The sequence below is a fragment of the Hymenobacter metallilatus genome (assembly GCF_003944705.1).
Classification (GTDB): Bacteria; Bacteroidota; Bacteroidia; order Cytophagales; family Hymenobacteraceae; genus Hymenobacter; species Hymenobacter metallilatus.
Genome location: NZ_RWIS01000006.1, coordinates 48,689 through 72,131 on the forward strand (window position 1 = coordinate 48,689; position 23,443 = coordinate 72,131).

17 protein-coding genes are annotated in these 23,443 nt (G+C 62.3%); 1 reads left to right on the forward strand and 16 read right to left on the reverse strand.

Features of this window, described 5'->3' with window-relative positions; all coding sequences use genetic code 11:
* Positions 1–54 precede the first annotated feature (54 nt).
* The gene (locus EI290_RS10330) at positions 55–2,487 is read left to right on the forward strand and encodes a zinc-dependent metalloprotease (RefSeq protein WP_125429403.1); all 2,433 of its coding nucleotides are present in this window, start codon (positions 55–57) and stop codon (positions 2,485–2,487) included.
* Positions 2,488–2,884: 397 nt separating this feature from the next.
* Here the strand turns inward: EI290_RS10330 and EI290_RS10335 are convergent, their stop codons facing one another.
* From EI290_RS10335 to EI290_RS10410, 16 genes are all read right to left on the reverse strand, one after another.
* A complete protein-coding gene (locus tag EI290_RS10335; protein WP_125429405.1) occupies positions 2,885–4,372 on the reverse strand; it encodes an efflux transporter outer membrane subunit in 1,488 nt (495 codons plus the stop codon).
* A 147-nt stretch (positions 4,373–4,519) separates the two neighbouring features.
* Positions 4,520–7,687 carry an efflux RND transporter permease subunit gene (locus tag EI290_RS10340; RefSeq protein ID WP_125429408.1) on the reverse strand — a complete coding sequence of 1,056 codons (3,168 nt, stop codon included), beginning with the start codon at positions 7,685–7,687 and terminating at the stop codon, positions 4,520–4,522.
* A 282-nt stretch (positions 7,688–7,969) separates the two neighbouring features.
* Positions 7,970–9,106 carry an efflux RND transporter periplasmic adaptor subunit gene (locus tag EI290_RS10345; protein ID WP_246008917.1) on the reverse strand — a complete coding sequence of 379 codons (1,137 nt, stop codon included), beginning with the start codon at positions 9,104–9,106 and terminating at the stop codon, positions 7,970–7,972.
* Between the two features lie 120 nt (positions 9,107–9,226).
* The gene (locus EI290_RS10350; RefSeq protein WP_125429414.1) at positions 9,227–9,553 is read right to left on the reverse strand and encodes a four-helix bundle copper-binding protein; all 327 of its coding nucleotides are present in this window, start codon (positions 9,551–9,553) and stop codon (positions 9,227–9,229) included.
* Between the two features lie 47 nt (positions 9,554–9,600).
* A complete protein-coding gene (locus EI290_RS10355; protein ID WP_125429417.1) occupies positions 9,601–9,858 on the reverse strand; it encodes a hypothetical protein in 258 nt (85 codons plus the stop codon).
* A gap of 182 nt (positions 9,859–10,040) precedes the next feature.
* On the reverse strand, positions 10,041–11,411 hold the full coding sequence (locus tag EI290_RS10360) for a sensor histidine kinase (protein ID WP_125429420.1): 1,371 nt from the start codon (positions 11,409–11,411) through the stop codon (positions 10,041–10,043).
* A gap of 245 nt (positions 11,412–11,656) precedes the next feature.
* Entirely contained in the window at positions 11,657–12,334 is a 678-nt protein-coding gene (locus EI290_RS10365; protein WP_125429423.1) for a response regulator, read from the reverse strand.
* 137 nt (positions 12,335–12,471) lie between these two features.
* On the reverse strand, positions 12,472–13,584 hold the full coding sequence (locus EI290_RS10370) for a VWA domain-containing protein (protein ID WP_125429426.1): 1,113 nt from the start codon (positions 13,582–13,584) through the stop codon (positions 12,472–12,474).
* 11 nt (positions 13,585–13,595) lie between these two features.
* Positions 13,596–13,955 (reverse strand): Imm51 family immunity protein, encoded by a 360-nt coding sequence (locus tag EI290_RS10375; RefSeq protein WP_125429429.1) that lies wholly within the window; start codon positions 13,953–13,955, stop codon positions 13,596–13,598.
* 32 nt (positions 13,956–13,987) lie between these two features.
* Positions 13,988–14,677 (reverse strand): 2'-5' RNA ligase family protein, encoded by a 690-nt coding sequence (locus tag EI290_RS10380; protein WP_125429432.1) that lies wholly within the window; start codon positions 14,675–14,677, stop codon positions 13,988–13,990.
* Positions 14,678–14,768: 91 nt separating this feature from the next.
* Positions 14,769–17,183 carry a DUF5682 family protein gene (locus tag EI290_RS10385; RefSeq protein ID WP_125429434.1) on the reverse strand — a complete coding sequence of 805 codons (2,415 nt, stop codon included), beginning with the start codon at positions 17,181–17,183 and terminating at the stop codon, positions 14,769–14,771.
* A 4-nt stretch (positions 17,184–17,187) separates the two neighbouring features.
* On the reverse strand, positions 17,188–18,264 hold the full coding sequence (locus tag EI290_RS10390; protein WP_125429437.1) for a hypothetical protein: 1,077 nt from the start codon (positions 18,262–18,264) through the stop codon (positions 17,188–17,190).
* Positions 18,265–18,362: 98 nt separating this feature from the next.
* Positions 18,363–18,944 (reverse strand): hypothetical protein, encoded by a 582-nt coding sequence (locus tag EI290_RS10395; RefSeq protein ID WP_125429440.1) that lies wholly within the window; start codon positions 18,942–18,944, stop codon positions 18,363–18,365.
* Positions 18,945–19,017: 73 nt separating this feature from the next.
* On the reverse strand, positions 19,018–20,121 hold the full coding sequence (locus tag EI290_RS10400) for an ATP-binding protein (protein WP_125429443.1): 1,104 nt from the start codon (positions 20,119–20,121) through the stop codon (positions 19,018–19,020).
* Positions 20,122–20,395: 274 nt separating this feature from the next.
* Entirely contained in the window at positions 20,396–21,985 is a 1,590-nt protein-coding gene (locus tag EI290_RS10405) for a DUF5691 domain-containing protein (protein ID WP_125429446.1), read from the reverse strand.
* A 3-nt stretch (positions 21,986–21,988) separates the two neighbouring features.
* Entirely contained in the window at positions 21,989–23,392 is a 1,404-nt protein-coding gene (locus tag EI290_RS10410; protein ID WP_125429448.1) for an SWIM zinc finger family protein, read from the reverse strand.
* Positions 23,393–23,443 lie beyond the last annotated feature (51 nt).

The window sequence follows — 23,443 nt, forward strand, 5'->3', positions numbered from 1 at the left end:
CTAACTACCAACTTCCATTTCTACCTTACGGTCCCGACTATTCTTCCTTTCCGCGTGAAAAAACTCTACGCATTATTACTCGGCAGCTTTCTGCTGAGTGCACCCCTGGCTTCGGCCCAAACCCTGGCTGAAAAGACCAAAGGCCTCCAGAAATTCCCCGGCTTCTTCCCATTTTACTGGGACGAGAAGGGCGGGCGCATCCTGCTGGAAATCGACAAGCTCGACCAGGAAATTCTGTACGTGAGCAGCCTGCCCCAGGGCGTGGGCTCCAACGATTTGGGCCTCGACCGGGGGCAGATTGGGCAGACGCGCATTGTGAAGTTCGTGAAGAGCGGCCCCAAGATTCTGCTGCTGCAGCCCAATTATGATTTCCGCGCCGTGAGCCAGAACCCGGAGGAGCGCAAATCGGTGGAACAGGCGTTTGCCCAGTCCGTCATCTGGGGCTTCAAGGCCGAGGCCCAGGAAGGCAACCGGGTACTGGTGGACCTCACGCCCTTCCTGCTGCGCGACTCCCACCAGATCAGTGACAAGCTGGAAGACCTCAAGCAGGGCAATTTTAAAGCCGAGGAAAGCCGCTCGGCCGTGTTTTTGCCCAATACCAAAGGCTTTCCCCAGAACTCGGAGTTTGAGGCCATCATTACCCTCACCGGCAAAGCCAAAGGCCGCGAAATTCAGTCGGTTACCCCCGACCCGAATGCCGTGACGGTGCACATGCACCACTCCTTCGTGCAGCTGCCCGACGCGAATTACAAACCCCGGGCCTTTGACCCCCGCGCCGGCTACTACGCCAACGAGTTCATGGACTACGCCACGCCCATCGACCGGCCGATTATGCAGCGGCAATTGGTGCGCCACCGCCTGGCCAAAAAAGACCCCACAGCGGCTCAGAGTGAGGCCGTGGAGCCGCTGGTGTATTACCTCGATCGGGGCGCGCCCGAGCCCGTGCGCTCCGCCCTGATGGAGGGGGCCGCGTGGTGGAACCAGGCCTTCGAGGCAGCCGGCTACCGCAATGCGTTCCAGGTGAAGCTGCTGCCCGAAGACGCCGACCCCATGGACATTCGCTACAACCTCATTCAGTGGGTGCACCGCTCCACCCGGGGCTGGTCGTACGGGGCGAGCATTGTGGACCCGCGCACCGGCGAAATCATCAAGGGGCAGGTGTCGTTGGGCTCCCTGCGGGTGCGTCAGGACTTCCTGATTGCCGAGGGCCTGCTGCAACCTTATGAGGACGGTAAGCCCACCTCGCCCGAGATGCTGCAAATGGGCCTGGCCCGCCTGCGCCAGCTGGCCGCCCACGAAGTGGGCCACACCCTGGGGCTCTACCACAACTACTCGGCCAGCACCCGGGATAGGTCGTCGGTGATGGACTACCCCATGCCCCGCATCAACACCCGCGCCGATGGCAGCATTGATCTGAGCGAGGCCTACGCCACCGGCATCGGCAGCTGGGACAAGCGCGCCATCCTCTACGGCTACCAGGATTTCGGCCCCCAGGCGGATGAAAAAGCGGCTTTGGATGCCGTAATGAAGCAGACCCTGGCCGAGGGCTACGTGTTCATCTCCGACGCCGATGCCCGGGCCGCCGGCGGGGCCCACCCCACGGCCCACCTCTGGGACGACGGCCCCAACGCCGCCGACGAGCTGAACCGCCTCCTGGATGTGCGCCAGCAGCTGCTGGCCCGCTTCTCCGAAAAAGCCCTGGCGCCCGGGCAGCCCATGGCCATGCTGGAGGAAGTGCTGGTGCCCATGTATCTGCTGCAGCGCTACCAGGTGGAGGCGGCTTCCAAGGAGCTGGGCGGCCTCTACTACACCTACGCCGTAAAGGGCGACGGCCAAACCATCACCAAGCTACTGGAGCCCGCCGAGCAGTGGAAGGCCCTGGACGCGCTGCTGCGCACGATTTCGCCCCGGGAGCTGGCCCTGTCGGAAGAGCTGCTGATGAAGATTCCGCCCCGCCCCGTGAACTACGGCCGCAGCCGTGAAACTTTCCCGGCCCGCACCGGCCTCACCTTCGACCCCCTAGGCGCGGCCGAATCGGCGGCGGCTACTACGCTGGAATTTCTGCTGAATCCGCAGCGTGCGGCGCGTTTGGAAGAGTACCACGCCCGCCACGCCGAGCAGCCCGGCCTCGGGGCGGTGCTGGACAAGCTGCTGGCCGCTACCTGGGACGCCAAACCCGAAACCGGCTACCCCGGCGAGCTGCAGCGCCTCGTGCAGATGCTCACCCTGCAAAAGCTGCTGGCCCTGGCCGCCGCTCCGCAAGCCCCGGTAGGCGTGAAAGCACTGGCTGCCTTGAAGGTGGAAGATCTGAAAAAGCAGCTTCAAAAAGACCAGAAAGCCAAGGAGGAAAGCCGCCGCGCCACCTCCCTGGCCGCCCTGCGCACCATCCGGCAGTTCGAGGACAACCCCGAGAAGTTCCAGCCCGCGCCCGCCCTTCCCATGCCCGACGGCGCCCCCATCGGCTCGGATGACTGCGGGACGTTGTAACTCTCAAATACTCCACGTTAAATGATGAAAAAGATATTTTTCTTGCTGATAATATTTTATTGTTCATCGTGCAGAAATCTGAAAAACAGTATGCGCTGTGTAGAGAATGAAAAATTTAAAAAAGAGTTTTTCATGCGAATAAATATTGTCGAGCAAAACCTTTACCTCAAGCAGGATTCAGTGTTTCACAGCTCTCTTATTTTTTTGTCAAACTATGCGCCAGTATCATTCTATGAGACTATGAACTATGCTAGAATCTATCCGCCTCGCGCTTTGGAGAGAGATAAAAAAGGATGGATAAAATGGTATGAGGATAATAAATGTAAAGACATCAAATTAAAGAATAAGTATCCTGTTCCAGAGCAGTATCAGGAGTTCTTTAAGTATTAAACAAGTCCTACTCTTTCGGAGTCGTCGGCGTCCAGCCGCCACCTAGGCCTCGGTAGAGGTCGATGAGGAGCAGGAACTGATGGCGGCGGGTCTGGGTCAGGTTCAGCTCAGCTTCCAGTACGTTGCGCTGGGCGGTTACCACTTCCAGGTAGGAGGCGTAGTTGGCCTTGTACAGGTCGTCGGATACGCTGACGGCTTTGGTGAGGGCGGCTACTTCCTGCTGCTGCAACTCAAACATGCGCTGGTAGTTGCCAATGCCGCGCAGGCTGGTGCTCACTTCTTCGAAGCCGGTTTGCACAGCTTTCTGGTAGTCGTTGTAGGCAATCTGCTGCTCGGCGGCCGAGCGGCGCAGGTCGGCTTTGAGGCCGTTGCGGTTGAGCAGGGGGGCGCTCAGGCCCGCGAGCAGCCCGTAGGCCAGGGAGCCGGGCGTGTTGAACAGCACCGAGGCCCGGTAGGCATTCACGCCCACAAACGGCGTGAGCGTGAGCGAGGGCAAAAACGCCGCGCGGGCCGCTGCTACATCGGCGCGGGCGGCCACCAGCTGCAGCTCGGCCTGCTGCACATCGGGGCGGCGCAGCAGCATGGTGGCGGGCAGGCCGGCCTGCACCTGGGTAGGCAGCGGCTGCTGCAGAATGGGCAGCCCCCGGGCAATGCGCTGGGGGTAGCGGCCCAGCAGACGGTTCAGCTCGTTTTCGGTGGCGGCAATACGCTGCTGGGTTTCGGCTTCCAGGCTGCGGGTGCGCAACAGCTGGGCCGTAAACTGCTGCACAGCCAGCTCGTTGGCGCGGCCGGCCTGCTTCTGCACCTTCACAATATCCAGGGCCCGCTCCTGCAGGCGCTGGTTTTTGGAAAGTACGGCCAGCTCGTTATCCAGCCCCAGCAGGTTGAAGTACAGCCGGGCCACCTCGGCTACCAGGGCCGTTTCCACCAGGTGGCGGCCTTTCTCGGAGGCCAGCAGGCGCATATAAGCCGCCTGCCGGCGCTGGCGCAGCTTGCCCCAGAGGTCAATTTCCCAGGAGCTGCGCAGGCCCAGGAAAAAGTCGGGCGTGGGGTTGGGGATGCGCTGCCGGCCCTCCACGTTGGGCGAGAGGTTGGTGTCGTAGTTGCCGATGCCGTTGAGGGTGTAGTCGCCGAACTTCTCCACGCCGGCGCTGGCTACCCCGTTCACGGTGGGCAACAAAGCCCCGCGCTGCACCTGCAGGTTGGCCCGGGCAATTTCGATACGCTGAATGGCCGTGCGCACATCAGGATTGGCCTGCAGGGCCGTGTCAATGAGGCCCACCAGGTTTTTATCCCCGAAAAACTTTCGCCAGGGCTGGTCGGCCAGGGAAGTGGAGTCGGTAGTAGCGGCCGGGGCCGGGAAGGCGGCCGGCATGGTGGCCGCCGCGGGCTGCACGGTGGGCTCGGCCACCCGGCAGCCAGTAGCCAGGGCCAGGGCGGCCAAAGCCGGCAGCGTGCGGCGGGAAATGGAGCGTATCGGGTTGGGTAAGGTCATGGGGCTAGCAAGGCTATTACTTCTGTCATCCTGAGCGGAGCGAAGGACCTTATAACTTTGGCGCGAGTCGTTGTAACGTGACAAGGTCCTTCGCTCCGCTCAGGATGACAGAAAAATTCAGGGTTTCAACCCTGGGAATCGGATTCATCAGGCGTGAGCGGTTTCCAAGGTTTCAATAGGCTCAGCGAGCTGCTGGCGCTTCTCCTTCGATTTATCCCGACGCGAAAACAGCACGTAGAGGCCCGGAATCAGGATGACGCCGAACAGGGTACCGATGAACATGCCGCCTGCCGCCGCGGTGCCGATGGAGCGGTTGCCCAGGGCACCGGCCCCGGTGGCAATGGTCAGCGGAATCAGACCGGCAATGAAGGCGAAGCTGGTCATCAGGATGGGGCGCAGGCGGGAATAGCCGCCCTGCACGGCCGCTTCCTGCGCCGACAGGCCTTCCTTGCGCTTGAGCACCGCAAACTCGATGATGAGAATGGCGTTCTTGCCCAGCAGACCAATGAGCATCACCAGCGAAACCTGGGCGTAGATGTTGTTTTCCAGGCCCAGCAGCTTCAGAAACAGGAAGGCCCCGAAGATGCCGGTGGGCAAACTCAGCAGTACCGGCAGCGGCAGCAAAAAGCTCTCGTACTGGGCCGCCAGCAGCAGGTACACGAACAAAAGCACCACCGCAAACACGTAGAGGGCCTGGTCGCCGCTCAGGATTTGCTCCCGGGTCATGCCGCTCCACTCGTAGCTGTAGCCCCGGGGCAGCTCCTTGGCGGCCACTTCCTCAATGGTCTTGATTACGTCGCCGGAGCTGAAGCCAGGAGCCGCGTCGCCGTTGAGCATGGCCGAGGTGTACATGTTGTAGCGGGTGAGCTGCTCGGGGCCGTACACCCGCTCCAGGCGCACGAAGCTGGAGTAGGGCACCATCTCATTCCGGTCGTTTTTCACATACATCTTCAGCACGTCCTCGGGGCTGGTGCGGTAGCCGGGGGCGGCCTGCACCATCACCTTGTACATCTGCCCGAAGCGGATGAAGTTGGAGGCGTAGAACGAGCCCATCAGCGTCTGCAGGGTGCTCATGGCCTTATCCACCGTCACGCCCTTCTTGGCGGCCTGGTCCTGGTCTACGTGAATGAGGTACTGGGGGAAGCTGGCATCGAAGCCGGTGAAAGCCCCGCCCACGGCCGGGGTGTTGGTGAGGGCGGTGATAAACTTATCGGCCACCCGGGCAGTGGCGGGCAGGTCGCCGCGGCCGGTTTTGTCCAAGAGCCGCAGCTCGAAGCCGCTGGAGTTGCCGAAGCCGGGCACCGTGGGCGGGGGGAAGAACTGGATGTCGGCGTCGTGTATATGCTTGGTTTGCTCGTTGAGCTGGGCAATCAGGTCGGTTACCGATTCCTTCCGGTCGTCCCAGGTTTTCAGGTTGATCATACCCATGCCGTAGCTGGCCCCGGCCACCTCGTTCATGAGGCTGTAGCCGGCCAGCGTCGACACGGATTCCACCGGGCCCAGCCTGGCGGCCACTTTCTGAATTTCGTCGAGCACTTTTTCGGTGCGCTCCACGGTGGCCCCGGGCGGGGTGGTCACGTTCACGTACACCATGCCCTGGTCTTCGGTGGGGATAAAGCCGCTGGGCAGCACGGAGTTCACGCCCCAGGTGGCCAGGCAGAACCCGACGAGCAGGCCAATGGTAATGAGGCGGCGACTGGCCACGGTGCGCACCAGCCACTGGTAGCGGGTGGCCAGGGCCTCGTAGCGGCGGTTGAAGCCGGCAAAGAACCGGTCCAGCAGCCCCGGCTTCTTGCCTTCTTGGTGCGCTACGGGCTTGAGCATCAGCGCGCACAACGCTGGCGTCAGGGTCAGGGCATTTACGCCCGAAATGACGATGGAAATAGCCAGCGTAAGCGAAAACTGCCGGTAGAACACGCCCACGGGCCCGTCCATAAACGACACCGGCACAAACACCGCCGACATCACCAGGGTAATGGCCACAATGGCGCCCCCAATTTCCGACATGGCTTCCAGGGTGGCATCCATGGCCGAGAGGTGCTTTTCGTGCATTTTGGCGTGCACAGCTTCCACCACCACAATGGCGTTATCCACCACAATGCCAATGGCCAGCACCAGCGCAAACAGCGTGAGCAGGTTGATGCTGAAGCCCAGTAGCTGCATGAAAAACAGCGTGCCCACCAGCGCCACCGGCACCGCCAGGGCCGGAATGAGGGTGGAGCGCCAGTCCTGCAAAAACAGGTACACCACCACGAACACCAGCAAAAACGCCTCAACCAGGGTGCGCAGCACTTCGTGAATGGAGGCGTCGAGGAAGCGCGACACGTCGTAGGCCACGTTGTAGGTCATGCCGGGCGGGAAGGACGTCTGCTTCAGCTCGGCCATGCGCTGCTTTACCTGCTTAATCACGTCGGAGGCGTTGGAGCCGGGGCGCTGCTTGAGCATGATGGCCGCTGAGGGCCGGCCGTCAATCTTGGATACCATGCCGTAGCTGAGCACGTCGAACTTCACCTGGGCCACGTCCCGGAGGCGCAGCACCGAGCCGTCGGGGTTGGCCCGCAGCACAATGTTCTCGTACTGCTTGGGCTCGAAGAGCTTGCCGGTGTAGCGCAGCACATACTGCAGCATCTGGGCATCCTGGCCTGAGCTTTCCCCCGATTTACCGGGCGCGGCCTCCACGTTCTGGGCCCGGATGGCCTCCACCACTTCCTCGGCCGACACGTTGTAGGCCACCATGCGGTCGGGCTGCAGCCACACGCGCATGGAGTACTCGCGCTGGCCCATAATTTCGGCAAAGCCCACGCCATCAATGCGTTTGAGCTCCTGCAGCACGTTAATGTCGGCGAAGTTGTAGATGAACTTCTCGCTCACCTTGGGGTCTTCGCTCATCACGTTGAGGTAGAGCAGCATGCTGTTCACCTCCTTCTCGGTGCTCACCCCGGCCCTAATTACCTCTTCCGGCAGCTCGTCGATGATGGTCTGCACCCGGTTCTGCACGTTCACGGCGGCCAGGTCGGGGTCGGTGCCCACCTGAAAAAACACGGTTATCACCGTCAGCCCGCTGTTGCTGCTCACCGACGACATGTAGGTCATGCCCGGCACCCCGTTGATGGCCCGCTCCAGCGGCGTAGCCACGGCTTTGGCGCACACCTCGGCATTGGCCCCGGTGTAGCGGGCCGTTACCGTCACGGAGGGCGGCACGATGTCGGGGAACTGGGTGATGGGCAGTGAGAACAGCGCCAGCCCGCCCAGAAACGTGATAAACAGGGAAATCACCAGCGAGAGCACCGGCCGGCGAATGAAGAGTGCAAGCATAGGGTGTGGGGTATCGGGGGAGGGTGAACCATAGGGAGCGGGAAAGAACTAAGATTAGAGCTAGTTCCCCTCCTTGGAAAATTCCGCGCATCAAGCGGCATGGGCTAGGGGTGGTTGACGGGCGTCAGTGTTTTAGGGCCAGCATCGTACTTCCCAGCCCCTCAACCGGGAGTAAAATCCAGCGCCAGTCCCTACGTCAACGCTCCGGTCAACCACCCCTAACCCCTCCACAGAGGAGGGGAACTGGTTTTTAGTCCTCTAGCTTTAGACTTGTTACCAACCCTACCGGGCTTCCGCAATCAGCTTGCTCATCGCCACGGGCTGGGGCCGGATGGTAGCCCCGTCGCGCAGGTCCTGCACCCCTTCGTACACGATGTTGTCGCCGCTTTTGAGGCCGGTTTTCACCACGTAGAAGTCGGAGAGGCGGGTTCGGGGCTGGAAAGCATGCTGCTTCACCCGGCCCTGCTGGTCCACCAGAAACACGTAGTTTTTGTCCTGAATCTCAAACACCGACTTCTGGGGTACCAGCACGGCGTCCTCCACGGTATTGCTCAGGCGCACCTTGCCGCTGGCTCCGTGGCGCAGCAGCTGCTGGGGGTTATCGAAGCGGGCCCGGAAAGCAATGGAGCCGGTGCTGGCCTGAAACTGGCTTTCCACGGTTTCTACCCGACCCCGCACCGGGTACACGGAGCCGTCGGCCAGCAGCAGCTGGGCCACGTTGGTGCGCCGGCTTGAGTCCCGCCGGCTTTTCTTCACGTATTCCAGGTACTCGGCCTCCGACACGTTGAAGTAGGCAAACATTTCGTCAATGTCGGACACGGTGGTGAGCAGGGTGCCATCCTCAATAACGCTGCCTTTTTTCAGCGGAATCCGGTTGATGACGCCATCGAAAGGGGCCCGTACCAGGGTGTAGGAAAGGTGCAGGGCGGCGTTGGCAGCCGTGGAGCGGGCCTGCTGAACGTCGGCTTCGGCGGCGTGGTATTTGGCCTGGGCTACTTCCAGCTCGGTTTTCGAAATGATGTTTTTGTCGGTGAGCAGCTGCACGCGCTCCAGCTCCAGCCGGGCCACCCGGGCGGCGGCCTGGGCGCTGCTGAGGGCCGCCTGCGCCCGGCTCAGCCGGCTTTTGTACTCTGCATCGTTGATGCGGAACAAAGGCTGCCCCTTGCGCACGGCTTGTCCTTCATCCACGTACATCTGCTCCAGAAATCCCTCCAGCCGGGCCCGGATTTCCACGTTCTGCACCGCCTGAATATCGGCCACGTAGTCGTGGGTCAGCATGGTGTCGCGGGCCGTGAGCTGGGTAGTGGGCAGAGCGGGGGGCGCTTCAGCTTTGGGTGGTTCGGCCTGGGAGTTGGCCCCGCACCCCGCCAGTACGGCCGAGGCCAGCGGCAGCAGGAGCCAGCGAAAGGATTTCAGCATAGGAGAAGGCATAGGAATCAGGCGAAGAAGTTGACCGGAACGGGTTCGGGACAAAGCTCCGGCCGGAACATTAAAATGAGGTGAGAGGGAGATTAAATGTTGTTAAAAGCTCCCGGCGCCTTACACGAAGGCCGTGCGGCAGGCGTCCTCGCCCCGGCGGCAGGCCTCGGTACAGGCCCGGTGCTGGGCCGTGTCGAACTGCGTGCACTCGTTGGCGCAGTCGCGGCACAGCTCGGCGCACTCGCGCAGAAGGTGGGGGCTGTGCTCGGCCTCCCGGGCGACGAAAGTGGCGGCCAGGCGGCACAAATCGGCGCAGTCGCGGCTGAGGCGGAAGCTGCGCAGGTGGTAGGCAGCAGGCGAGTCCTGCAAGCCCAGGGCGGCGCACTGGTCGCAGGCGGCGGCGCACATGGCTAAAGCGTTGAGAACGTGTTGTTGGCGGGGTAACATGAGGAGAAATGGAGAAATACAAAAAGCCTCCTCGGGGGTGAGGCGGCTCAGGGAGTAGCAGGAAAAGAGGAAGCAAGCGAATCGGCGGGGAGGGAGTGGCCCGCCTGGCAGGCCGCCAGGGCCCGGCGCGTTTGCACCAGCTCAGCCGTGGCCGCCGATTCCAGCAGGGGCTCATCTGAAGCAGGCCAGGCCGGAGCCCGGCACAGCAGGTACAGGTTGAGCCCCGTGGACAGCAGCAGGGTAGCCAGCAGCAGCCCCAGCAGCAGCCCCCGCGAGTCGGGCCAGGTGGTCGGTTCGCTTCTCATTCCCGCAAACCTCGCCCCACCACATTAAAACGGTATGAGAGATATATTAGAAGAAATTAAATGGGCGAGCGTCCAGGCCCGGCCAGGCATAAGCTGTTTAGTATAAGCTATATACTGCCTCAGATGATATGGCCACCTCCGGCCACGCCCGGAATTTCGTGCCGAAGAGCAGCGGGCCCTCGTTAGCCTACTGCCGGCAGCTCCACGGTGGCGGTGGTGCCCCGGCCGGGCTGGGAGTTCAGGCGGATGTCGCCGCCGTGAACCTGCACAATTTTGCGCGTCATGGGCAGACCGATGCCGTAGCCGGGGGCCGTAGTGGCCGATCCGGCCCGGTACAGGGGCTCGTAGATACGGGCCAGCTCGTGGGAAGCCATGCCAATACCCTGGTCTACCACCTGCACGCGAATGGTATCGGGGGTGGGGTAGTCGAGGCGGGCCTGCACGGGGCCGGAGGAGTATTTGCACGCGTTGTCGAGCAGGTTAAGCAGGGCCGTGGTAAGTAGCTGCTCGTTGCCCCGCACCATAAACAGGTTATCGGCGGCGGCGGGTAGCTTGCCGAACTCCTGGCGCAGCTCCCGGCCGGGGTGGCGGTGCTGGCAGGCTGCCAGGGCCTGGGTCAGGCATTCATCCAGGCGCAGGGGCTGCTGGCGCAACGAGGGGTCGGTTACTTTTGCCAGGCTCAGCAGCCCATTGGTCAGCTCAATCAGCTTCTTGATTTCCTCTACCGCCGAGCTGATGCTGTGCTTGGCCTCGGCCAGCGTGGTATCGTAGGCATAAGCGGTTTCCAGGGTGCCCAGCACCGAGGCCAGCGGGGTGCGCAGCTCATGGCTGGCGTTGCTGAGAAAGCTCTTCTGCGACTCAAACGCCTGCTCCACGCCGCCCAGCATGTGGTTGAAAGTGCGGGCCAGCTGGGCAATTTCGTCGGTACCGTTGCCCTCATCTACCCGGGTGCTGAGCCGGGAAGCCGTGATGCGCTCCACCTGCCGGATAACGCGCGAAATCGGTTTCAGCGACTCATCGGCGAAGTACCAGCCCGCCAGAATAATCAGCACCAGCGCCCCCAGGTTAGCGGCCAGCAGAATCAGTCCCAGCTTTTGCAGCTGGCCAAGGCCAAAATCGTCGTGGCCGGCCGCAAACAGCCAATAGGGCTGCCCCTGGTACTGGTACCGCATGCCCACCACTTCCAGCGGCCCATCGGCAAACCGGACCAGCTGGCCCGGCTGAATCTTGGGTAAGTACTGGGAGTTTAGCCGCTGGCTGAGGTTATCGGCACTGGTGTAGAGCAGGTGCTGGCCCGGGCCATAAATGCTGATCTGCTCCTGCGGAATGGTAAACAGGTCGCGGCGGTGCAGCTGGCGCAGCAGGCTCTCATCAACCCGGCCCCCCCGGCGCACCAGCAGCCGGGTAGTCATGGTGGCTTTGGTGGTCAGGCGGGTTACGAACCGCTGCTCCCGGGTAGTAGCCTGAAAGTAGTACAGAAACGCCGAAAAGCACAGCTGAATCCCCACCACCAGCAGCGTAAAGCGCAGAATCAGCTTGTTGCGAATGAGCACGGGGCAGGTGGTGAGGTGGTGAAGGGAAGTAGGTGTCCGTCATCCTAAGCAGCGCGCAGGACCTTACCGCGTTAGGCTGTGTGGACAGAAAAGGGAAAGAACGTCATGCTGAGCTTGCCGAAGCATCTCTACCGCTTCGTTGGATTACTGTTGCAACGAAGCGGTAGAGATGCTTCGGCAAGCTCAGCATGACGGTTGTATACGCTACCGGGCACAACTTCACCATTTCACAACTTCACCCTTGCCTAGCCTTCCCGCAGCACGTAGCCCATGCCCACCACGGTATGAATCAGCTTAACGGGGTAGCCTTTATCGAGCTTTTTGCGCAGGTAGCTCACGTACACGTCGATGACGTTGGTGTTGGTGTCAAAATTCAGCTCCCACACCTTCTCGGCAATATCTACCCGGGAAATAACTTTGCCCCGATTCAGCAGCAGGTACTCCAGCAGGGCATATTCCTTGGTGGTCAGGTCGATGCGCTGCCCGGCCCGGCTGACGGTCTTGGCGTCGAGGTTCAGCTCCAGGTCGGCAATGCGCAGGGCCGGTGTTACGGTGGCGGCTTCCGTGTGGCGGCGCGTGAGTACCCGGGCCCGCAGCAGCAGCTCTTTAAACTCGAAGGGCTTCACCAGGTAGTCGTCGGTGCCGGCCTCAAAGCCGGTTACTTTATCCTCAAGACTATCGAGGGCGGTAAGGAGCAGCACGGGCACGTGGGCATCCTGGCGGCGCACCAGCCGGCACAGCTCGAAGCCGTTCACGTAGGGCAGGTTCACGTCCAGAATCACCAGATCATAGCGGTTTTGCTGAATCAGGGACTGGCCTATGCGGCCATCGTAGGCTATATCAATCTCATAACCCTCGTTTTCGAACCCTTTTTTCACGAAAGACGCCAGCTTCGGCTCGTCTTCCACCAGGAGTATTTTCATGCGGGCGGTAAAGTAATGCAGGTAGCCTATACGCACCCGCCGCCGACCCGGCCGAAAGCTTCTGCAACTACCATAAGCACGGGCTTCGGCCCCAACGGCCCTCCTGCGGGCAGACCGCCGCTTACGCCCGCTTCGGCCTATACCTGCAGCTTTGCGCCCTGAATGGCCGCCGCCATCAGCCCCGGAAACTGGCCGGGGGTGCAGGCAAAGGAAGGAATATCGAGGGCCGCCAGCTGCTCGGCCACGCGCCGGTCGAAGCTGGGGGCCCCGTCGTCGGCGAGGGCCAGCAGGGCCACCACCGTGACGCCGGCGGCGCGCAGGGCGGCGGCTTTTTTGAGCATCTGCTGCTCGTTGCCGCCCTCGTACAAGTCGCTGATGAGCACCAGAATGGTATCGGTGGGACGGGTAATGAGCTGCTGGCAGTAGCCCAGGGCCAGGTTGATGTCGGTGCCGCCGCCCAGCTGCACCCCAAACAGCAAATCCACCGGGTCCTGCAAGTCTTCCGAGAGGTTCACCACGCTGGTGTCAAACACCACCATGTGCGTTTTTATGGCCTTAATGGAGGCCAGCACCGCCCCGAACACGCCCGCATACACCACCGAGGAGGCCATGGACCCGCTCTGGTCCACGCACAGCACAATTTCCTTGAGCGCCTGCCCGCGCCGCCCGAAGCCCACCAGCCGCTCGGGCACAATGGTGCGCTGCTCGGGCTGGTAGTGCTTAAGGTTGGCCCGGATGGTGGCGGCCCAATCAATTTCCCGGTAGCGGGGGCGGGGGTTGCGCACGGCCCGGCTCAGGGCGCCCTGCACGGCCTGCCGCAGCGGGTTTGAGAGTTTCTGCTCCAGCTCCTTCACCACTTTGCCTACCACCTCCCGGGCCGTGTGCTTCACCTTCTGGGGCATCACCCGGCTCAAGGCCATGAGCGTGCCCACCAGCTGCACATCGGCCTGCACCGTGCGCAGAATCTCGGGCTCCAGCAGCAGCTGGTGCAGCCCCAGGCGGTCCATGGCGTCGCGCTGCATGACGGCCACCACATCGGTGGGGAAGTAGGTGCGGATGTCGCCCAGCCAGCGGCTCACGCGCGGCGCGGAGCCGCCCAGCCCCGCCTTGCGCTCCGACTGGTCGTAGAGCGAGGTCAGCACGTCGTCCATGCCTTTGTAGTCGGCATCGAAGGCAATCTGGTGCTGGGCGTCGGCTTTGGAGCCGAGCACCAGTTTCCAGCGGGTGGCGTTGTCGGTGGCAGGTTTCATAGGGCAGATGGTTACTCGAAAAAATCCCCCGGGTCGGCCTGGCTGAGGTACTTATTGAGGCTGCCCAGGTCGCCGAAGATGGGATGGATAAGGGCCAGGAACTGCTCGGTGGCGGCGGGGCCGTCGGTGAAGGCCAGGAAGATGTCGCCCTGGCCGGCCAACTCCACGTGGTCGAGCAGGGCCGGGGCGTGCTCTTCCAGGATGGTTTCGATGTGCTCGGCCCAACTGGCCCCATTGCCGCTGAAGCCGTACTTCTCAAACACGTTGTAGTAGTCCTCCAGGTGAGTGAGGTTCACCAGGATGCGCTCCTGGCGGCCGGGCTCGGCCTTGTCGGCTAAATCAGCCACCTGGAAAGGGAAAGTAGTAGGCATAGGCAAAAGAAAGGAATGCGGCAGCAAGGTAGTCAGCGGCGGCCCAGGGCATACTTTTCCAGTAACACAGTGTTGCCGGCCCGTTGATACCAGTCATTATACACCAGTTCCACGGTATCCACCTCACATGTACCGATACACGCCTCCTGGTACTTGGTCAGCCTGGCTATCAGCGCCGGCGCATCGGCGAGGGGCTGTGTGAAACGGATAATGGTGGAATGGGCCGTGTGAATACTATAGCGCGTGTCAATAGATTGCTGGAGTGCGGAGTGGCGAAAAAACTGTCGGACCGCGTCGCGCAGATTCTCCAGGCCGTCATCCTCCGGAAAGCCCTGCACCATAATACCGCCGGGCGAAGCCGTGAGGCCCTCATAGCGGATGCGAAACGGCCGCGCCAGCCGCGTAATCTGCCCTACTGCCTGGCGGTAGGCGGCCGGTTCAATCTGGCTAAGGGCGAAACCGGCGTAACAGGAAATGATAGAGAGGATAGTGAGATGAATATCGGAGGCCGGGTAGTAGTACTGCGCCGGCTCGATGCGCCGGAAATCTACCAGGATACTATCTATTGCGGCTGTTACGGCCGCCGGCGGCCGGGCCAGTAGAGTGAGGCCCCGCCGGGTATCCTGCGCCGAATGCAGCAGCGGGTCCGGGTCGGCCCCCTCGTGCAGCAGCCGGTGCACCGTGGCGTCCCGCATGGCGGCGTAATGTTCAGGCAGGTTCATTCGGGGAGTTTGGGTAATGGTTAAAGCGAGCCTTGTAGTTGAACGTCATTCCGAGCGCAGCCGAGGAATGACGTTCAACGATGGGTACTGATCAAAATCCCAGCAACTCCCTGAGCCCCGGCAGCACCTGTAATCCTCGTTCCAGGTCGTAATCCTCTTCCCCAACAACCGCAGCCGGCTGGTGTCCTTGCCGGGAAAGGTCCAGCAGCTGGCGGCGTTCGGGCAGGCTGAAATCGGTGAAGGCGCGGCGCAGCAGGGGCACGATTTCGCGGAAGGTGTCTTCGGGCAGCTCCCCCAGCCAGTCGTTGAGCAAATCGAAGAGGGGGCGGTGGTGGAGCAGCAGCAGGGCGCTGCCGCTCAAAAAGCCTTCCAGCCAAGCCGTGGCGTAGCTGGTGGGCTGGGCCGGCGAAAGGGCCAGGCCCAGGAACGTGGCGGCTTCCTCGGGGCTGAGGCGGTGGGCATCAAACAGCAGCCGCCCCGCTGCCCCGGCCAGCAGCCCCGAGGAAGCCGGGTTGCGCAGCACCCCGGCCAGGGCCGCGTACCAGTCGGTTTCCTGGGCCTCGTCCTGCAGCAGCCGGATGGCCTGGTGGCTGCCTTCGAGGCGGGGCAGCAGCTGGCGGGCCGCGTCATAGTCGAGGCCGGTGCAGGCTGGCGGTAGCCCGATGCACAGGCGCGGCACCAGGTGGTGCACTACGGTGGCTACCTGGGCGGTTTCGGTGCGGCGCACGTTGCCGTAGCGCAGCACGTTCACCAGCGGGGGCAGGGCCGCCAGCAGGTGCGTCACGTCGCGGGTGCCAGCCGAGAGGGTTTCGAGCCGGGCCACCAGCGCCCCGATGGCCGGGGCCAGGTCGGCCTGCAGGGCCTCTGCCAGCAGCTGGCTCACGGCTTCCAGGTCGGGAGCCTCGGCGGCGCGACTGGCGGCGCGGGCGGCGGCAGCGGCCAGCACGGTGTTGCCCCAGCGGCCGGCGTCCAGCACGTTAAGGGCGTATTCGGGCTGCCACTGCAGCTCCCACAGCTCGTGGAAGGTGCCGGCCTTGCCCTGGGCCCGGCGCGGCTCGCCCCAGCAGATATCGAGCAGGCGCAGGCGGTGCAGCAGGTGGCTGCGGCTCAGGTCCAGCTCCTTACGCAAATCCAGGTCGAGGGTGCGGGCGGTGGCTTCGGGCTTGAGGCGGGTGGCTTTCTGCTGCAGCTGTACATCCTGCTGCAGGGGCGTGGCGGGCTGCTCGGGCGGTACCGCGCCCAGCCGCTCACCCACCACCAGCTCGCGCTGCACCAGTTCCAGGGTCTCGGGGTAGCCCCCGCCCAGGATGGCCACGGCGGCTTCCTGAAGCTCTTCGATGCCCGGCAGCTCGCGGCCGCGCACGGCGGCCAGGGTGTGGGCCAGGCGCACGCCCTCAATGGCGTGGGCGGCGGAAGCGTCCAGGTCGCGGGAGCGGAGCAGGCGAGCGGCGCGCACCATCCAGTGCGTAACCACCTCGGCCCGGGGGGTGGTAAACAGCAGCTCGTACCAGGCCGGCGACCCCACGCCCGCCCCGTAGCCCGAGGCGGTGGACAGGCGCTCAAACGTCCACGGAATCCAGGTAGCGGCGGTGGCTACTTTTTTCAGGCCCTTGAGGCAGGCTTTATCCTCTTTCTTGAGCAGCTCGGGCCGCAGCACCGGGGCGTGCCAGGCCCCGCACACCACCGCTACGCGCTGGTAGCCCTGTTGCAGCGTGGCGCGCAGGGTTTCGCGCATAAAGGCCTCACGCAGCAGGGTTTCCTCGGTTTCGGGCAGGTTCAGCTCTTCGCGCAGGGCCGTCATCAGGTCCAGCACCACGGCAAACGTGTCGGCGTGGCCAGGGGCCTGCTCCAGGCGCAGCTCCCACCACCGCTCCCCGTCGGCGTAGCCGTCGAGCTCGGCCAGGTAGGAGATGGGGTCCCGGGGAACCTCACCCCTTAGCTCCCTGTCCTCGGGGAGAGGGGGGACTAGCTTTAGCTCCTGTTCTGGCTCTAGCTTTAGTTTCTGCTCTGAATTTGGTTGTTGATCTGACTCCGGCTCTTTTTCCTGGTGATGGGCTGGTTCAGGTTGTTGTGGGAAATCTGCCGGTTGCGGTTGTGCAGTTGGGGGTTGGTCTGGGGCTGCATCAGGAGAAGAATCCCGTGCCGGTTCCCCCTCTCTCAAGGAGAGGAGACCAGGGAGTGAAGTCCCGAAGCGCAGGGCCATGGGCAGGTCGAAACAGCGCAGGTGGGCACCGTGGCGGTGGCACCACTGAATGGCCTGCCACTCGGGCGAAAACTCGGCGAAGGGCAGAAACGAGGCCTGCTGGTGCTGTTTGGGGTTGTACACGAGCAGGGCCACCGGCGGCCGCATCTCGGGGTGGGTGGCCGCCGCCAGCGCCGCTTCGGCATCGGCGGGGCACTCCAGCAGCACGATGTCGGGCTGGTAGGCGTCGAGGGCGTGCACGAGGCTGGCGGCGCTGCCGGGCCCATGGTGGCGGATACCAAAAAGGCGGAGGTCGGTGGGCATGGGGTTAAAGTAGTTTGAATGCCTGTCCGTCCCAGATGCCCACTCCGTCGTTTTGAGTCAGCAGCACCAGTTTCCCGTTGCCCAAGGAAAGCATCTTCAATACGTTCATCGGCGAGCCAACTGCGTCAGGCTGGCCATTGCGCCAACGCAGCTTAGGTTGAAATACCTTTTCCCATGATGTAAATCGGGAAAGGTTGGTACCGTACGAGCCTTTATAAACTCCCAGGTTGGAATACACATAAATAGTATTGGTAGCAGTATCATAAGTTGCTGGCCCTACATACGGCGTAGTAGTTCGGAAAGGGATTTGTCTGGTTGTGCTTGTGTCCCGATCATTCCAGGAATCGTAAAGGAGTTGGGCGCTCTGGTTCTTGAACTCGGCCACGGCACCGGAATTGAACATGTGCTGCAAACCAGAAGAAGTGCCCACACCGGAGGGGAGTTGAAAAAAAGATTTAATAGGGTGCAGGTTAATTTCGAATGAGTTAAATGCTAGGTTGGAGAGTTTCTTGTTCTGCGTGTCATAAGCGAAGATATTCCCGCCCCATTCACCATACCCAAATCCCAGCCAGATCGTGTCTTCTTTATCCAGAAAGCAGGCGGAGGGATTGCCTAGCTCTTTCAACTGCCTGAGCTGATCATTGGGTGATGAACCAGGCAAATAGCTTTTGCCCGTGGTGACATCCAAGACTCCCTTTGTAGTAATGGCGAAAACGAGGTTCTGGCTTGTGACTGCCAGTGCAAAAGCATCGACAGGCAACTTGCCAATTACACGCCATGTGGAATCTTTGCTGCTCCATTTTTGCAGTTGCTGACCTGTCTGAGCTACTATATCATCACCTGCTTTGGCAATAAGCTGTGCCTGAATGCCACGAAGGGAAGCCATCTGCACTTTTGCCCCATCAGTAGTATACACCGTTATCTGTCCGCCATTTTCAAGCACCCAAATATGGTTTTTCACTACTACTATATCGGTAGTACTGCCCAAAAGTGATTGTCTCCGTTCAGCAGAGGCGTTAGTTCGCAACGGCTGGAGGATGGCAAGAAGGAATAATAACCGTTTGAGAATATTGGTATTCATTGGCTCTTGATGGGCTGCTAGTACAACTCCGTTAATTGGATGCAGGACTGGTCAACATTGCACACGTTACTCCACTATTCTAGGCACAGTCGGCAGTACTATAATTTTGGGCCCATCTGCCGATCCTGCAGCAACTCCCGTGCGGCGGTTAGGGCATCCGGTAGCACTTTTCTCTCCTGAAGCATCAGTTGCAGGCTTGCGTCGGATTTGCGGGCGAAGTTTTGCTTAAACTGGTCGATGTTCTTCCGCCTGCGTTTGGCTGCTTGCTCGTGCGTGGGGGTAGGTGTAATGCGCTGGTTGATAAAGGCGTGAGCGGCCGGCTTATTCAGGAAATAATACAACAGCACCAGCCCTAGCCCGAGGATCGAAAAACCTACTCCCACGTCTCCAAAACCGAAATTGAACCGGACATTATCCGGTAAAAAATTGATGATGCTGAACAGGGTAAGCCCCAAGGTCAGCAGGAGCACCGGTTTGAAGAACGGGCGGAAAAAGAAGTAGGCCAGCAGATTCAAAAGCACAGCGGCAAAAGCGCCATAATGCGCCGGAGTAAAGGCCCGCTGGTACGCTTCCCCATCCTGGTACACTGGCACAAACAGAACCATGAGAATTGTATAAACACTAAGTGCAGCCAGCAATACTACTGGAATCAGGTTCTTGTGCGTGCGTAGGAAGTGCATTGATAATAGGTTGGTTAGGGCGGGCGAGATGCTTCGCTCCGCTCAGCATGACGTTCGAATTTGAAATCTGGTACTACTCCACCACCTCCCGGCAGGCGCGGTAAAGGTCTTTCCAGCCGTCCCGCTCTTTCACTACGGTTTCGAGGTATTCGAGCCAGACGGTGCGGTCTTGCACGGGGTCTTTGAGCACGGCGCCGGTGAGGCCGGCGGCCAGGTCGTGGGCGCGGAGGCTGCCGTCGCCGAAGTAGGCGGCCAGGGCCAGGCCGCTGTTCATCACCGAAATGGCCTCGCCGGTGCTGAGCGTGCCGCTGGGGCTTTTGAGCTTGGTTTTGCCGTTCTCCGTCACGCCCGAGCGCAGCTCCCGAAAGATGGTCACGAGGCGGCTGATCTGCTCCAGGGCCGGGGCTTCCACCGGCAGCTGCAGCGCCTTGCCCTGCTTTTCCACCCGCGTCTGCACAATGCGCACTTCCTCCTCCGCGGAGGTCGGCAGGGGCAGTACCACCGTGTTGAAGCGGCGGCGCAACGCACTGCTTAGCTCGTTCACGCCCTTGTCCCGGTCGTTGGCGGTGGCAATGACGTTGAAGCCGCTCACGGCCTGCACCTCGGTGGAAAGCTCCGGGATGGGCAATACTTTTTCGGAGAGCATGGTGATGAGCGTGTCCTGCACGTCGGAGGGGATGCGGGTGAGCTCCTCGAGGCGCACCAGGCGGCCCTCCTGCATGCCTTTGAACAGGGGTGAGGGCACCAGCGCACCCAAAGAAGGCCCTTCGGCAATGAGGCGGGCGTAGTTCCAGGAGTAGCGGATGGCGTCCTCGGAGGTGCCCGCCGTACCCTGCACCAGCAAGTCCGACCGGCCGCTGATGGCCGCCGTCAGGTGTTCCGACACCCAGCTTTTGGCCGTGCCCGGCACGCCCAGTAGCAGCAGGGCGCGGTCGGTGGCCAGGGTGGCCACGGCAATTTCCATCAGCCGCCGCTGCCCGATGTACTTGGGCTCGATTTCAAAGCCGTTATCCAGCTTGCCGCCCAGCAGATAGGTAACCACCGCCCAGGGCGAGAGGTGCCAGTTCGGGGGCTTGGGCCGGTCGTGGTCGGCGGCGCGCAGGGCGGCCAGCTCTTCGGCGTATACATCCTCGGCGTGCGGGCGCAGGACGGTGGTAGCGGGAGTAGTGGTGGACATTGAGGAAAGGAGAGTTAGATAGTAAAAATGCTAGTTCCCCTCCTTGGAAAGGAGGGGCCAGGGGTGGTTGATGCTGGCAGAACGATGTAAATGAACGTCATGCTGAGCTTGCCGAAGCATCTCTCCCGCTTCGTTGCAGTAGTAATCAGGCGAAGCGGGAGAGATGCTTCGGCAAGCTCAGTATGACGGATTGGGTATTTATGGGTGAAGCTGTTCAACGATTGGTCAACCACCCCCAACCCCTCCTTTCCAAGGAGGGGAGCTATGTTCTGGCTTAGCCAAAACCGGGCGGCTCGTGCAAAGCTTCCTGCAGCTGCTGGCGGAAGTGCAGGGTATTGAGCAGGCGGGCGAGGCTGTTGTGCAGGTAGGGCACGTCCTGGAGCAGGGGCTGCAGCGGTTCGGCGCAGAGCTGATACTGAGTTACCGGTACTACACGGGCCATATGCTCCAGCAGTTGGGAGGCCGCGTACTGAATGCGGTACAGTTCGGTAGGTTGCCGCAGAGCGCGGCGCAGCAACTCCACCACCCGGCGCGTGAGGGCTTCGGGCCAGGGCGCGGGTACTAGCTGCAATAGGTGCTGCCAGGGCGCATTGGTGGAGAAGTGTGGGGTGGCGTTGAGCAGCGGCAGGATTAGCTCAGTAAGCTGGGCGGGGGGCAGCACGGCTGCCAGCCGGGCAACGGGCAGGGTGGGCGCTTTCTGGCGTGGTTGGGCGTGCAGCCACTCCAGCAAGGCGTGGGTCCACACCGCATCCTGGTGCAGCACTGCCGCCTCCGACCACGCCGTGAGCAGCAAATCCGCCCATTCAGTGTCGGCCGCCAGGTCAATGATTTTAGCGGGCGAGACGTGCCATTGCTCAGCCCAGCGCCGAGGCGGAATCAGAACGAGAAGCTGGCCCAGCAGCGCGGCTTTTTCGCCGGGGAAGCGACTGTCTTTTTGCTCTATGCCGTCGAGCAGCCAGTTTTTGTCCCAGGTGGAAGCTGGTAGCTCTACCAGGAGTTTCTTGCTGAGCAGATTACGTTTAAGTTGTACCAGCGGCTCGGCGCGTTGCCAGAGCCGTGCCAGCAGGGGGCTGTCGGGGAGGCGCACCAGTAGGGGCAGCACCGTTTGGCGTACTTCCTTGCTTTTGGCAGCCAGATACTGCGTGAGCAGGGGCGCATCGTCGGCAGCCAGCCTTTCCTGAAGCGTTTCCAGCAGCTGGGCCTGGTGTTTGGCCGGCTCCTGGGGCAGCCCAGCGGCCAGCAGCTGGCGGGCGTGGGCGGGCTCCCGGCGGCGCAGGTTTTCCAGGTACAAGGCGCGCTGCCCAATAGTGCCGGTTTCCCAGGCAGTTTGCTCAGTAGCCTGCTCCGAGGCGGCCAGCAACCCTTGCCACGCCGGGTTCTGGGCTGCCAGCCAGGCCCCCCGCCGACCCAGCACCGCAGCAACTGCCGGGTGCAATGCTGGTCGGGGGCGGGCGTATTCGAGTAGCTGCACCAGTAGCTGGTGCGGTACCCGGCGCTGGTTGTCGGCCAGCGCGGCCAGAAATTCGGGCAGTAGCTCGGGGTATTGGCCTTCCAGCAACTGCTGCAGCAGCTGAGCACCGCCAGCTCCCAAGGCATCCTGTGTTTCGGGAGCGGCCAAGGCAACATCTGCTACAGCCGTAGCTGCCAACCGGTAGCCTGCTTTGCGGATGGCACTCAAAACGCCGGCCGTTAGCAAAGCCTGCTTTTCGCGGTGGTCGGAAGTACCATCGGGCAGCACAAAACCGGGCACTACGGGTAGCTCGTCGGGGTTTTGGCGGGTGCCGAGCAGGGCTACGCGCTGCAGGCGCTGCCAGTCGGCGGCGGGGCGCAGAGCGGCCTCCGGGGTGGGGTGGGTTTCGGACATCGGCTAGGAAGTTTGTAGTTCAGCCACGGTATCCCACCCCACCAAAGGACGCAGGCCCTGGCCGGTCCACTCCCCGAAAACGGTGAGCGGAAAGCCGCCGCTGATGGCCCGCAGCTCCCAGCCAAATGAGTCGTCGCAGAGCAGGCGGATTTCGATGAGGCGGTTGGTTACAGAAGTTGCGCCGACCATACCGGCCGCACTGGGTTCGGCCGGGAACCGCAGTACCCAACCTTCGGCCGTAGGGACGGGTACCCCGCCACCAAGCAGGGCTGGCCACTCGCGCAGCCAGGGCTGCCGGGCCAGGGCAGCAGCATAGGCAGCCAGTAGCTGCCCGGGCCCGCCACTACCCGGGGGCACGGGGTTGGCGGGCTGAATTCCCTGAAACGTGAGCTGCCCCGGAATGGCGCGCAGCGGTAATAAACCCGGATAAAACGTTAGTTCGCCTTCATAGAAGCCATCGGGTACCAGCGGGGTGGCAAAGGCCTGGCCTCCAAAGGAAAACTCCACCACCAGCGCGAAACAGCTGGTCCGCTGGCCCTGCAGCCAGGCCCGCCGCACGGTCAGGCGGTCTTCCTCAGTAGTAGCCAGGGCCAGAACGCGCCACTCGTCGGTTACAGAGGGCTGCGTGGCCTGCACGTCTTCCTTTTTTAGGTTCACGCTCACTAATTGCAGCACCTCCTGGCGGGCGTCCTCGCTCAACTCAGGCAGGCGCAGGAAAGCGCGCACCAGTAGGTACAGCTCCCCTAGTCGGCTTAGCATCCGGGAGGGCCAGTCGGCGCCCTGGTGGCGCAGGGCGGGCAGTTCCCGCACCACCGTAGCCAAGCCGGGTAGCTGATTATCCACGAGGCGGGCGGCCTGGTTTTCCCAGTAGCTTCGGGGCTGCTGGTCGAGGGCAGCCAGGCCGGCCCGTATGATGTCCACCAGCCAGATTTCCAGTTCTTGTGCCCCGCGCTGCATACGGTTCTGGCGCTGTACCTCGCGTTTCTGGCGAGCCACCGCCGCGGCAGTTTCTGCCGCTGCCGGGTCAACCGCTGCCGCGGCAGCGGTGTCAACTGATTTGGCTACCTGCTTTTCCTGGGCTTGCTGGCGCTTATCCAGCCACTCCTGCAGCCAGCCGGGGGGCTCAGCGGGGCTCAGCAGCTGGGGCTGGCGGGCCAGCAGCAGGAGCAGGCCCGCCCCGTGCTTGCAGGGAAATACGCGGCTGGGGCAGCTGCACTTGAAGGCGGGAGCGGTGAGGTCGATACCGGTTTGGTAAGGCTTGCTGCCGCTGCCTTTACACTCACCCCAGGCGGCGGTGTCGGTGCGGCCCAGGTTGCCCCACTTGGCGGGAGCGGCCAGCTCCTGGCCCCGTTTCAGGGTACCGGTGTCGGTGATGAGGGCGCGGGCCTGTTCTTCGGTCCAGGTCAAAACGGTGTCTCGGTTAGGTCTGCCGAAGCAAGACGGTTACCGGGCCAAAGT